Here is a 12,301-nt window from a genome sequence, read left to right as displayed (position 1 = left end):
AACCGCTGTGGCGCTTATCGGGGTAAGCGCGGCTCTGGTATCCTCGCCGGCATGACTAAATCACTCCCCCTCAGCCTGATCGCAGCCCTCGGTGAAAACCGCGTGATCGGCGTCGACAACAGCATGCCCTGGCACCTGCCGGGGGACTTCAAATACTTCAAGGCCACGACCTTGGGCAAGCCGATCATCATGGGTCGCAAGACCTGGGATTCGCTCGGCCGGCCGTTGCCGGGGCGCTTGAACATCGTGGTCAGCCGTCAGGCCGATCTGGTGCTCGAAGGTGCGGAAGTTTATCCGTCGCTGGAAGCCGCCGTGGTTCGCGCCGAGGAATGGGCGAAAGAGCAGGGCGTTGATGAGTTGATGCTGATTGGCGGCGCGCAGTTGTACGCGCAAGGGCTGGCGCAGGCGGATCGTCTGTATCTGACCCGAGTGGCGCTGAACCCGGAAGGGGATGCGTGGTTTCCGGAGTTTGATTTGAACCAGTGGAAACTGATTTCCAACGTTGAAAACCCGGCGGTTGAAGATAAGCCGGCGTACAACTTCGAAGTCTGGGAAAAAGCCTAAATTGTGGCGAGGGGATTTATCCCCGTTGGGTTGCGCAGCAGCCCCAAAATAATGGGGTCGCTACGCAACCCAACGGGGATAAATCCCCTCGCCACAAGTATGTGTTGCAGTTAAGCCTGAGCCAGCTCCGCATGCTCATCGGCATCCAGCAACTCTTTATCAGTCTGCTGCATCACCTGACTGGTAATCGCACCCGCCGTGATCGAACCGCTCACGTTCAACGCCGTACGCCCCATATCAATCAGCGGCTCAACCGAAATCAACAACGCCACCAATGACACCGGCAAACCCATCGCCGGCAGCACGATCAGCGCCGCGAACGTCGCGCCGCCACCGACACCGGCCACACCGGCCGAACTCAACGTCACAATCGCCACCAGCGTCGCGATCCACAGCGGATCCAGCGGGTTGATGCCCACGGTCGGCGCAACCATCACCGCCAACATCGCCGGGTACAGACCGGCGCAACCGTTCTGGCCGATGGTCGCACCGAACGATGCCGCAAAACTCGCCACCGATTGCGGAATCCCCAAACGACGGGTTTGCGCCTCAATGCTCAGCGGAATGCTCGCCGCGCTGGAACGGCTGGTGAACGCGAACGTCAGCACCGGCCAGATCTTGCGGAAGAAACGCAGCGGGTTGATCCCGGCGGCCGACACCAGCAAACCGTGCACGACGAACATCAGGCCGAGACCGAGGTACGACACCACAACGAAACTGCCGAGCTTGATGATGTCCTGCAGGTTGGAACCGGCGACCACTTTGGTCATCAGCGCCAGCACACCGTACGGGGTCAGTTTCATCACTAGGCGCACCAGACGCATCACCCAGGCTTGCAGGGTGTCGATGGCGTTGATCACTTTCTGACCTTTCTCGACGTCATCCTTGAGCAGCTGCAGCGCAGCAACCCCGAGGAATGCAGCGAAAATTACCACGCTGATGATCGACGTCGGCTTGGCCCGCGCCAGATCGGCGAACGGGTTCTGCGGGATGAACGACAGCAGCAGTTGCGGCACATTCAGGTCGGCGACCTTGCCGGCGTAGTCGCTCTGAATGGTTTGCAGGCGGGCCATTTCCTGGGTGCCGGCGACCAGACCTTCAGCGGTGAGGCCGAACAGGTTGGTCAGGCCGATACCGATCAGCGCCGCAATTGCGGTGGTGAACAGCAGCGTGCCAATGGTCAGGAAGCTGATCTTGCCCAGCGACGACGCGTTGTGCAGGCGCGCCACGGCGCTGAGGATCGAGGCGAACACCAGCGGGATGACGATCATTTGCAGCAACTGCACGTAGCCGTTACCGACCAGATCGAACCAGCCGATCGAGGCTTTCAGCACCGGGTTGCCGGCACCGTAAACGGTGTGCAGCGCGACGCCGAAGGCCACGCCCAGCGCGAGGGCGAGCAGGACTTTTTTCGCCAGGCTCCACGTGGTGTGGCGGGTTTGTGCCAGACCGAAGAGCAGGGCGAGGAACACCAGCAGGTTGAGAATCAACGGTAGGTTCATGAGAACTCCAGGAAAGACTTTGCCAACAGCCTTCCGGGGCTGCTGCGAACCGGCAAGCCTAACAGTTTGATTTCCAATGATTTAATACCAAAATTGCAGGTCGTCCGTCGTTTTTGGAATAAGCGCGTGTCGCTCTCGGCAATGCATCTGGCGCAAATAGCGGCGTGGGCGGTCGCTGACAGACGAGGACTGTCACACACATTTGTTAGCGTCGATGCTTTTACATCAGGGAGAAAACGTCGATGAAGTTCGCACCGAAATTTCTGGCTGTCGCACTGGCTGTGGGGATGGGCCTGGCTTCTCAGGCTTTCGCCACTGAGCTGAAACACTGGCCCGCCGATCAGGCCAAGGCGCTGGACGCGATGATCGCGGCCAACGCCAACAAGGGTAACTACGCGGTGTTCGACATGGACAACACCAGTTACCGTTACGACCTCGAAGAGTCCTTGCTGCCGTTCATGGAAAACAAGGGCCTGATCACCCGCGACAAACTCGATCCCTCCCTGAAACTGATGCCGTTCAAGGACACTGCCGACCACAAGGAAAGCCTGTTCAGTTACTACTACCGTCTCTGCGAAGTCGACGACATGGTCTGCTACCCGTGGGTGGCGCAGGTGTTCTCGGGTTTCACCCTCAAGGAACTCAAAGGCTACGTTGATGAGCTGATGGCCTCGGGCAAACCGGTGCCGGCCACATACTACGAAGGCGATGTGGTGAAGAACCTCGACGTTCAGCCACCGAAAATCTTCACCGGCCAAGTTGAGCTGTACAACAAGCTGATGGAGAACGGCATCGAGGTCTACGTGATGACCGCTGCCTCGGAAGAACTGGTGCGCATGGTCGCTGCGGATCCGAAATATGGCTACAACGTCAAACCGCAGAACGTCATCGGCGTGACCACGCTGCTGAAAAACCGCGAGACCAACGAATTGACCACCGCGCGCAAGCAGATCACTGCCGGCAAATATGACGAGAAGGCCAACCTGGGCCTGGAGTTGACGCCGTACCTGTGGACCCCGGCAACGTGGATGGCCGGCAAGCACGCGGCGATTCTTACCTACATTGATGAGTGGAAAAAACCGGTATTGGTCGGTGGCGATACTCCAACTAGCGACGGTTACATGCTGTTCCACGATGTCGACGTGGCCAAGGGCGGGATTCACTTGTGGATCAACCGCAAGGACAAGTACATGACGCAGTTGAACGGCATGATGGCCAAGCACGCAGCGGCGCAGGCCAAGGAAGGGTTGCCGGTGACGGCGGACAAGAACTGGGTGATCGTCAAGCCAGAAGAAATTCAGTAACCCCAGAATCTCCTGTAGGAGCTGCCGAAGGCTGCGATCTTTTAAGGGCAAGATCAAAAGATCGCAGCCTTCGGCAGCTCCTACAGGGATCGGGTTTTCATTCTTCAGACAAAAAAATGCCCCGCACTTTGGCGGGGCATTTTTTTTCGACAGCTAAGACTTACAGCCCGTCAAGCATCGCCTTGTTACGCACAGCACCTTTGTCGGCGCTGGTCGCCAGCAGGGCGTAGGCCTTGAGGGCGGTGGTCACTTTGCGTGGACGGATCTCGACCGGTTTCCAGCCTTTCTTGTCCTGTTCGGCGCGGCGTGCGGCCAGTTCTTCGTCGCTGACCAGCAGGTTGATCGAGCGGTTCGGGATGTCGATCAGCACTTTGTCACCGTCCTGCACCAGGCCGATCGCGCCGCCGGCCGCAGCTTCTGGCGAAGCGTGACCGATGGACAGCCCGGAGGTGCCGCCGGAGAAACGACCGTCGGTGAGCAAGGCGCAAGCTTTGCCCAGACCTTTGGATTTCAGGTACGAAGTCGGGTAGAGCATTTCCTGCATGCCCGGGCCGCCTTTCGGGCCTTCGTAGCGAATGATGACGATGTCGCCAGCCTTCACTTCGTCTGCGAGGATGCCGCGCACGGCGCTGTCCTGGCTTTCGAAGATCTTCGCGTTGCCTTCGAAGACGTGGATCGACTCGTCGACGCCGGCGGTTTTCACCACACAGCCGTCGAGGGCGATGTTGCCGTACAGCACGGCCAGGCCACCTTCTTGCGAATAGGCGTGTTCAAAGCTGCGGATGCAACCGTTCTCACGGTCGTCATCGAGGGTTTCCCAGCGGGTCGACTGGCTGAACGCGGTCTGCGTCGGGATACCGGCAGGACCGGCCTTGAAGAAGTGATGCACAGCTTCATCGTCGGTCTGGGTGATGTCCCATTTGGCGATGGCTTCTTCCATGCTGCGGCTGTGCACGGTCGGCAGGTCGGTGTGCAGCAGACCGCCACGGGCCAGCGAACCGAGAATGCTGAAGATGCCGCCAGCGCGGTGCACGTCTTCCATGTGGTACTTCTGGATGTTCGGCGCGACTTTGCACAGCTGTGGAACGGTGCGCGAAAGACGGTCGATGTCGCGCAGGTCGAAATCGATTTCGGCTTCCTGGGCGGCCGCGAGCAAGTGCAGGATGGTGTTGGTCGAACCGCCCATGGCGATGTCGAGCATCATCGCGTTCTCGAACGCCTTGAAGTTGGCGATGTTGCGCGGCAATACCGACTCGTCGTTCTCGCCGTAGTAACGCTTGCACAGCTCGACGATGGTGCGGCCGGCCTGCAGGAACAATTGTTCGCGATCACTGTGGGTGGCGAGGGTCGAACCGTTGCCCGGCAATGCCAGACCCAGTGCTTCGGTCAGGCAGTTCATCGAGTTGGCGGTGAACATGCCGGAGCACGAACCGCAGGTCGGGCAGGCGCTACGCTCGTACTCGGCGACTTTCTCGTCAGAAGCGCTTTCGTCGGCAGCAATCACCATGGCATCGACGAGGTCGAGGCCGTGTGAGGCGAGTTTGGTCTTGCCGGCTTCCATCGGGCCGCCGGAAACGAAGATCACCGGAATGTTCAGGCGCAAGGCAGCCATCAACATGCCCGGGGTGATCTTGTCGCAGTTGGAGATGCAGACGATGGCGTCGGCGCAGTGGGCGTTGACCATGTACTCGACGGAGTCGGCGATGATCTCGCGGCTCGGCAGCGAATAGAGCATGCCGTCGTGACCCATGGCGATGCCGTCATCCACGGCGATGGTGTTGAATTCTTTCGCTACACCGCCGGCGCGTTCGATTTCACGGGCGACCAGTTGGCCCAGGTCTTTAAGGTGCACGTGGCCCGGTACGAACTGGGTGAACGAGTTGGCAATGGCGATGATCGGCTTTTTGAAGTCGTCATCTTTCATCCCGGTGGCGCGCCACAATGCGCGGGCGCCGGCCATGTTGCGGCCGTGGGTGGATGTTTTCGAACGATAATCTGGCATGGAGCACTCCGGGCGGCTAATCACTTACTAATCAGGTGCAAAAGGGGAGTGAGCTTCTATTGACGTCTGGAACACTCAGAAAATGACCGGGTGTCCGGAAGTTGCCGATGACGTTGCGGGATCGCCGCTGGTCTCAGCCCGAGCTCATAAACCCGCCGGGGGATGAATGGCGATGAATCAGCCGATTCTACACCGCTGGCGTCTGGAGGGAATGGCGCAAAGCGTTGTTGCAGTGCCGACGAAGCGTGCGGGATGACGACCGGCAGGTTTATTCGCTGCCGGCTTGGGTCATGGCCTCGGCGCCGGAGATCGTGGCACGCCGCCGGATCCAGCTGTTGAGTACCAGCGCAACGCTGCTCAACAGAACAAAACTGTAACCCAGCGTCGCTTGCAGGTTGGCCGGACTCAGGCTGATCAACGCGCTGATCAATCCGCCACAGATAAAGATGATCGTGCTGCCCGCCGAAGCCGAGGTCCCGGCGATTTCCGGGAACAGACGCATGGCGCCAGAAGTGGCGGCCGGGCGCGCAATGGTGGTGCCGGCGGTACAGATCAGCATCGGGATCAGTACGGTGGCAGGCGCCAGCGCAAAGTTCGACGACAGATAAAGCATCGCCAGTCCCGACAGCAGAATCAGTCTCAGGCCCACAGTGATTTGCTGACCGGGCGAAATCCTGCGGCTCAGGACCGTGGCAACAATGCCGCCAACGATATAGGCGGCGCCGTAGATCAGCAGGATCAGCGAAAAGTCATAGGGCGCGAGTTGCAGGCGGTCCATGAAGATCAGTGGCGAGATCACGATGAACGAGAAATGGCAGGCAAAAGCGAACGCCGATATGAGCCAATAGCTGACGAACTCGACATCCCCCAATACCCGTCGATAGGACTGAACGAAGCCCGGGTGTGGGCCATTGTGAAGCGGGCGACTGCCGTCCAGAAACAGCCAGGCTTTGATCAGCACCACGCCTGCCAGGGCGATGAACACCCAGAAGCTGCCGCGCCAGCCGAGGGTGGCTTGCAGGAAGGTGCCGGCTAAAGGTGACAGCGAAATGAAAACTCCCGTGGCGGTCACCATCAGGATTCGCAGGCGATCACGTTGTTCACCTTCGAACAGATCCTGGACCAGCGCCTGAGACAGTACGAAGCAGCCACAGCCCAACGCCTGCATGACCCGGAATATCAGGAACAGTGTGTAATCAGCGGTGAGTACGCAACCGAGGGCGCCGAGCATCGAGATCGTCATGCCGGCAAGCAGCAGGCCCTTGCGCCCGATCACGTCCGATAACGGCCCGATCAGCAACTGCGCAAAGGCGATGCCCATGGCGAACAGACTGATCGACAGTGCGATGTCAGTTGGCGTATTGCGGAAATGTTCGGCCAGTGCCGGAAAGGAAGGCAGCAGAACATCCAGCGGAAAAACCCCCAGCAGCACCATCGCCATCAGCAGGCTTACGGCAGCGCGTTGTTGGCGGACGCTTGCCGCAGATTTTCCTTCATCCATCGATCAGTCCTGCCTTGGCGAAAAGTTTCTGGTTGTCGGGAAGTGCAAAGAATCCGGCGTTTTTCAGTGCGTCGAGTGTTGCCGTCGCCCCCGTTTTGGCGCGTTGCCGGCTGGCGTGTGCATCGGCCAGACCGTCGACTATTTTCCTGATAGTGCTTTCGGCGATACCGGCGCCGCGCAGGCTTTGTTGCAACCAGCGTTGGTCGACTTCGAAGAACAGGCCGATGACCTCCAGCAGCAGTTTGGCGCTGAAGGTGCGTTGACGGCTGTTCAGCGTCAGCCACAAGTAATGGAACACTTCGGCGAAGTAGCGGCTGTGGCGCGCCTCGTCGGCGAGATGGTCGCGCAGCATGTCACTCACGCTGGAGACCAGGCTGTCACGACAGGCATTCAGCAGCTCTCGGGCAATGATGGTTTCCGAGACGAAGCCAAGCAGAAACCAGGCCAATGGGCGGTTGCCTTGAGGTGTGCGGGCGATCAGGGAATTCAATCGGCTGATGCGCAACGGCATCACCGGGCGATCGACGATGGCATACCGGCTGGCTATCTGTTCGGCGAGTCGGTTGGAGAACAGTGCGTGGTAGCCCTCATCGGTATATAGCTGCAGGGCAGCATTTTTCATCCGCGCGGGAATGTGGGCCGGCAACTCACCGTGGATGATGGTTTCGACGGCGCGGTTGACGATGCGGTGTTCGAGCAGCGTGGTGTAGTCGAGAAAGTGCACCAGATGGTTGGCTGCCAACCGGTGCCGGACAGCGGCGCCCGCAGCCTGAATGGCCGGATGCGCCAGGTATGGCAGAAATGCCGGCGGAAACCAGTGGCGGGTCTCCAGTTGTTGTTCAACGTCTTCCGGCAACAGGAAGTCGTGCTGGCTGGTGCGTACCGAGGCGCGGTTGTTCCAGTCGCCAAGGGTGAAGCGCAGTGCCCAGGAAGCAGGTGCCTCCAATGGATCGCTGGTCAACGCACTCATGTGCTGGCCTCCTGCAACAGAGCCTGGATTTCCTCACACATGGCCTGACCATCACTGGCGCCGCAGCCGACGAAGAACAGTGGTTGTTCCGCGCTGCCGGCAATCCTCAGCAGTGTCTCGACCTGCTCATCAGCAAAGGCGCCGGTCAGCCAGGTGCCAAAGCCCAGTGCAGTGGCAACCAATTGAAACGATTGCGAGAGGTGACCCGCTTCGACGAACGCCATGCGGTAGGCGCGCGAGTGTTCGTATTTCCACCAGAGCTTGTCGAATCGTGCGGTGATGAACAGTCCCAGCGGCAGGTTGTTGATGAAATGCTGACCGCCGAGCAGATGACCCAGCGCCGCTTCAGGCAGCGGGTTGATCAGGCTCAGGCAGTGTTCCGCAGGGTGATAGGCGTAGATGCCGGGCTCAAGACCGCTGACGTTCTGTGCCAGGACAAAACCCTCACAGGCATTCAGGCCACCGCCCGAAGGACTGCTGCGACGTGCATCGAGACCGTGGGCAATGTTGTCGTCGCGGTCATGTTCACGTTCGTGCAGAAAGCCCAGGGAAAGGTAGAGCAGGGTGGCGAGGTCATTCAGAGTGATCGCTTCACCGGTATAGGATCGGCAGGTTTTACGCTGCAACAGTACGCTGCCGAGTCGGGTATCGGTCAGCACGCCGGGAGCGGGCAACGCGATGCGTTGATCGGCGGCCAGCGTAGGGCGTTCATCTTCGGGACAGGGTTTGCTCAGTACTTCGTTGCAATGGCTCAGGTATTGACTGGACCACTCCTGGATATTCTGTGGGGGGTGTTCGCAAGGGATATTTTGCGTACCGATATGGTAAATCTTCGACAGTTCATCCCATCCCCATGTTGGGCTGTCTATTTTTGAAGTGGTCAGTATTCCTGCATTCAGAAGTTGCGTGTCTATTATGTTGAAGTTATCAAATGCGTTCGGGTTTGATATAAGTTTGGCAAGGCGAGTTGCGTAGCCAAGATCAAGTTCGTGTTGAACGTGGTCTTTGTAGTTCCAGACTATCAGTCCGGGTGTGCGCGGCAATATGAATAGGTACGGATTGATGTGCATGATCAACGCTTCGCTCTGGAATAGTGTCGGAAGGACGCTGGGGTGCCGGCACTCCCCGGCGTCCTGACTTACTTATCGGGCTTTAGGTGCAACGAGAAAAGCCAGGTTTGCGATTTTGTTGGTTTCCAGAGTAATTGCTTTCATAGTGTGAACTCCTTGTTCATCAAGATTGATGCCACCTCGTGGTGACAACTTAATCATAGTTTGTAATTGATTATTGGCAAGCAGATATTAAGTAGGAAAAATCCAGTAATGTTGTCGGAGTCATCGCGTCAAGACGCAAACTTTGTAAGTTATATATCGTTGGATTTAAGATGCGCGGAAATTTCCTGCAAGGTCACAGGAAGTTATTTGTAGGAGTTGAAAGTCTGAAGGGTACTGTCGACGGCATTGCACCGCCTGAAGGCAAGCGGGGAGCCCGTGGGCTCCGCGCTTTCAGGCCGATCAGCTGTTAGGCAGCAGACGGCAGGTGATGCTCTTGATATAGCGGGTTTCGGCGATGGCCGGGTGCACCGGGTGATCCGGGCCCTGACCGCCGCGCTCGAGCATCTGGATGTTGCGATCCAGGTGACGGGCGCTGGTCAGCAGGATGTTCTGCAGGTCGTCTTCCGGCAGGTGCATCGAGCACGAAGCGCTGACCAGAATGCCGTCCTTGTTGAGCAGGCGCATGGCTTGCTCGTTCAGGCGGCGGTAGGCGCCTTCGCCGTTTTTCATGTCCTTCTTGCGTTTGATGAACGCCGGAGGATCGGCAACGATCACGTCGAAGCGCTCTTCGCTGGCTTTCAGCTCTTTCAAGGCTTCGAAGACGTCACCTTCGATGCAGGTCATCTTGTCGGCGAAACCGTTCAGTGCCGCGTTACGCTCGACGCCGTCGAGGGCGAAGGCCGAAGCGTCGACGCAGAACACTTCGCTGGCGCCGAATGCCGCTGCCTGCACACCCCAGCCACCGATGTAGCTATAGAGGTCAAGGACGCGTTTGCCTTTGGCGTAAGGCGCCAGGCGTGCGCGGTTCATGCGGTGGTCGTAGAACCAGCCGGTTTTCTGGCCTTGGATGACCGGTGCTTCGAACTTCACGCCGTTCTCTTCCAGCGCAACCCACTCCGGCACGAGGCCGAACACGGTTTCGACGTAGCGGTTGAGGCCTTCTGCGTCACGCGCGGCGGAGTCATTCTTGAACAGAATGCCGCTTGGCTTGAGCACTTGGGTCAGTGCTGCGATGACGTCATCCTTGTGTGCTTCCATGGTCGCGGAAGCGATCTGCACGACGAGGATGTCACCGAAACGGTCGACGACCAGGCCTGGCAACAGGTCGGAATCACCGTAGACCAGGCGATAGAACGGCTTGTCGAACAGACGCTCGCGCAGCGACAAGGCGACGTTGAGGCGATGCACCAGCAGGGATTTGTCCAGCGGCAGTTTGATGTCGCGCGACACCAGACGGGCGCAGATCAGGTTGTTCGGGCTCATCGCCACGATGCCCAGGGTCTTGCCGCCGGCGGCTTCGAGAATCGCCTGATCGCCGGCCTTGAAGCCGTGCAACGGGGTGGCGGCTACATCGATTTCGTTGCTGTAGACCCACAAGTGGCCGTTGCGCAGGCGACGGTCGGCATTGGCTTTGAGGCGCAGGCTTGGCAGGGACATGACGTCGCTCCGGAAAAAAGAGCGGGAGTATAGCGTGTTGAGTGTGGTGTCGGGTTTGGCGTGCGATGAAACGCTGACGGCCTCTTCGCGAGCAAGCCCGCTCCCACATTTGAAATGCATTCCCATGTGGGAGCGGGCTTGCTCGCGAAGACAGCCTTGAAAGCTAGGCAGACAGTGTATCGATCAGCGCTTTGCTGAACGCCGGAATATCATCCGGCTGCCGGCTGCTGATCAGGTTGCCATCCTTGACCACTTCCTTATCCACCCAGTGCGCGCCGGCGTTCACCAGATCATCCTTGACGGTTTTATAGCTGGTCATGGTTTTGCCGTTGACCAGCCCTGACGAGATCAGCAACCAACTGCCATGGCAGATCACTGCAATCGGCTTGCCGGCAGACGCGCCGGTCTTGACCAGATGCTGTGCATCCTGATCGATGCGAATGGTATCGGAGTTCTGCACGCCGCCCGGCAGCACCACAGCGTCGTACTGTTCAATGCTGGCGGCCTGGAAAGTCTGGTCGACCTTGAAGTCGTCGGCCGGTTTGTCGTGGTTCCAGCCTTTGACCTTGCCGGCCTCGGACGAGAGGATGTCGACCTGCGCGCCAGCCTGCTCCAGCGCCTGCTTGGGACCTGTCAATTCAACCTGTTCGAAACCATCGGTTACCAAAAAAGCGACGCGCTTGCCATTAAGTGAGGTGGCCATCGATAAGCTCCTGAGTCTGTGGGGATTTGCTGGCTCAGCGGACAGAAACTGGCCGTTGCGCCTTACAAAATCCGAAGCCTGGGCTTGAATGAAAGTTCCTCCGATATGCCCATCGGTGTGTCGCCCTGCAGTTTCCGGGGTTAGAATCGCCGCCTGTCCCAGAGTGTGTACTTATGTCCCAAGAGCTGACCACCGAACAGATTCAACAATCGCTGCAAGGCATCAGTGTGCCCGCGCAACCGCAGATCATGGTGGATCTGCAAATGGAGCAGTACATGCCCGACCCGGACCTGGAGGTGATCGCCAAGCTGATCGCCCAGGATCCTGGCTTGTCCGGCTCGCTGCTGAAAATCGTCAACTCGCCATACTACGGCTTGAGCAACAAGATCACCTCGATCCAGCGTGCGGTGAACCTGTTGGGCAGCCGTTCGATCATCAACCTGATCAATGCGCAGTCGATCAAGGGCGAGATGAACGACGACACTATCGTCACCCTCAACCGGTTCTGGGACACGGCCCAGGACGTGGCGATGACTTGCCTGACCCTGGCCAAGCGCATCGGTACCCAGGCCGGTGACGAGGCTTATGCCTTGGGCCTGTTCCACGATTGCGGCGTGCCGTTGATGCTGCAGCGTTTCCCCAATTACATGTCGGTGCTGGAAAAGGCTTACGCCAATGCCAGCGCTGAATGTCGCGTGGTCGACACTGAAAACAGCGAGTTCAATACCAACCATGCGGTAGTCGGTTACTACACCGCCAAATCCTGGCGTCTGCCGGAACACGTCAGCGCCGCGATTGCCAATCACCACAATGCGTTGGCGATTTTCAGCGATGAATCATCGCGCAACAGTCAGCTGAAAAACCTGCTGGCGATCCTGAAGATGGCCGAGCACATTTGCGCGTCCTATCGAGTGCTGGGCAATCAGACCGAAGATTTTGAATGGAACGCTGTCGGGCCACTGGTACTCGATTACGTAGGGCTGTCGGATTACGACTTCGAAACCCTCAAACAAACGATCCGCGACCTCGGCGCGCATTGATTCG

Annotated in this window: 10 protein-coding genes; 3 read left to right on the top strand and 7 right to left on the bottom strand. The window is 58.7% G+C overall.

Annotated elements, in window-relative coordinates; genetic code table 11:
* The first annotated feature begins 51 nt into the window (after positions 1-51).
* Positions 52-564 (top strand): dihydrofolate reductase, encoded by a 513-nt coding sequence (locus tag C2E19_RS28055; RefSeq protein WP_129395933.1) that lies wholly within the window; start codon positions 52-54, stop codon positions 562-564.
* Positions 565-674: 110 nt separating this feature from the next.
* Here C2E19_RS28055 and C2E19_RS28050 read toward each other — a convergent pair whose 3' ends face one another.
* Positions 675-2,066 (bottom strand): L-cystine transporter, encoded by a 1,392-nt coding sequence (locus tag C2E19_RS28050; RefSeq protein ID WP_129395932.1) that lies wholly within the window; start codon positions 2,064-2,066, stop codon positions 675-677.
* A gap of 242 nt (positions 2,067-2,308) precedes the next feature.
* On the opposite strand from C2E19_RS28050, the gene C2E19_RS28045 reads away from it, so the two are divergent.
* Entirely contained in the window at positions 2,309-3,370 is a 1,062-nt protein-coding gene (locus C2E19_RS28045; RefSeq protein WP_129395931.1) for a haloacid dehalogenase-like hydrolase, read from the top strand.
* Positions 3,371-3,530: 160 nt separating this feature from the next.
* Here C2E19_RS28045 and ilvD read toward each other — a convergent pair whose 3' ends face one another.
* From ilvD to C2E19_RS28015, 6 genes are all read right to left on the bottom strand, one after another.
* Positions 3,531-5,372 carry a dihydroxy-acid dehydratase gene (gene ilvD, locus C2E19_RS28040; protein ID WP_129395930.1) on the bottom strand — a complete coding sequence of 614 codons (1,842 nt, stop codon included), beginning with the start codon at positions 5,370-5,372 and terminating at the stop codon, positions 3,531-3,533.
* Between the two features lie 268 nt (positions 5,373-5,640).
* Complete coding sequence (locus C2E19_RS28035; RefSeq protein WP_129395929.1) at positions 5,641-6,873, bottom strand: MFS transporter; 1,233 nt, start codon at positions 6,871-6,873, stop codon at positions 5,641-5,643.
* Positions 6,866-7,843 carry a diiron oxygenase gene (locus tag C2E19_RS28030; protein WP_129395928.1) on the bottom strand — a complete coding sequence of 326 codons (978 nt, stop codon included), beginning with the start codon at positions 7,841-7,843 and terminating at the stop codon, positions 6,866-6,868. The genes C2E19_RS28035 and C2E19_RS28030 overlap by 8 nt, the downstream gene beginning before the upstream one ends.
* The gene (locus tag C2E19_RS28025) at positions 7,840-8,913 is read right to left on the bottom strand and encodes a SagB family peptide dehydrogenase (RefSeq protein WP_129395927.1); all 1,074 of its coding nucleotides are present in this window, start codon (positions 8,911-8,913) and stop codon (positions 7,840-7,842) included. The genes C2E19_RS28030 and C2E19_RS28025 overlap by 4 nt, the downstream gene beginning before the upstream one ends.
* 444 nt (positions 8,914-9,357) lie before the next feature.
* Positions 9,358-10,554, bottom strand: coding sequence for a class I SAM-dependent rRNA methyltransferase (locus C2E19_RS28020; protein ID WP_064116292.1), 1,197 nt, complete (start codon positions 10,552-10,554; stop codon positions 9,358-9,360).
* A 163-nt stretch (positions 10,555-10,717) separates the two neighbouring features.
* The gene (locus C2E19_RS28015; RefSeq protein WP_129395926.1) at positions 10,718-11,257 is read right to left on the bottom strand and encodes a type 1 glutamine amidotransferase domain-containing protein; all 540 of its coding nucleotides are present in this window, start codon (positions 11,255-11,257) and stop codon (positions 10,718-10,720) included.
* 227 nt (positions 11,258-11,484) lie between these two features.
* Here C2E19_RS28015 and C2E19_RS28010 point away from each other — a divergent pair, with 227 nt between their 5' ends.
* On the top strand, positions 11,485-12,297 hold the full coding sequence (locus tag C2E19_RS28010) for an HDOD domain-containing protein (protein ID WP_174823985.1): 813 nt from the start codon (positions 11,485-11,487) through the stop codon (positions 12,295-12,297).
* The last annotated feature ends 4 nt before the right edge of the window (positions 12,298-12,301 follow it).

It is taken from the genome of Pseudomonas sp. DTU12.3, assembly GCF_004124275.1.
In the GTDB taxonomy this organism is placed as follows: Bacteria; Pseudomonadota; Gammaproteobacteria; order Pseudomonadales; family Pseudomonadaceae; genus Aquipseudomonas; species Aquipseudomonas helmanticensis.
The sequence above is the reverse complement of the archived record's forward strand: the minus strand, read 5'-3'. Positions and strand labels throughout refer to the sequence as shown.

Bases quoted from the DNA above. Each gene is read 5' to 3' on its own strand.
- C2E19_RS28025 (WP_129395927.1), bottom strand. From the start codon at position 8,913: ATGCACATCAATCCGTACCTATTCATATTGCCGCGCACACCCGGACTG.
- C2E19_RS28045 (WP_129395931.1), top strand. From the start codon at position 2,309: ATGAAGTTCGCACCGAAATTTCTGGCTGTCGCACTGGCTGTGGGGATG.
- C2E19_RS28030 (WP_129395928.1), bottom strand. From the start codon at position 7,843: ATGAGTGCGTTGACCAGCGATCCATTGGAGGCACCTGCTTCCTGGGCA.
- C2E19_RS28055 (WP_129395933.1), top strand. From the start codon at position 52: ATGACTAAATCACTCCCCCTCAGCCTGATCGCAGCCCTCGGTGAAAAC.
- ilvD (WP_129395930.1), bottom strand. From the start codon at position 5,372: ATGCCAGATTATCGTTCGAAAACATCCACCCACGGCCGCAACATGGCC.
- C2E19_RS28050 (WP_129395932.1), bottom strand. From the start codon at position 2,066: ATGAACCTACCGTTGATTCTCAACCTGCTGGTGTTCCTCGCCCTGCTC.
- C2E19_RS28015 (WP_129395926.1), bottom strand. From the start codon at position 11,257: ATGGCCACCTCACTTAATGGCAAGCGCGTCGCTTTTTTGGTAACCGAT.
- C2E19_RS28020 (WP_064116292.1), bottom strand. From the start codon at position 10,554: ATGTCCCTGCCAAGCCTGCGCCTCAAAGCCAATGCCGACCGTCGCCTG.
- C2E19_RS28035 (WP_129395929.1), bottom strand. From the start codon at position 6,873: ATGGATGAAGGAAAATCTGCGGCAAGCGTCCGCCAACAACGCGCTGCC.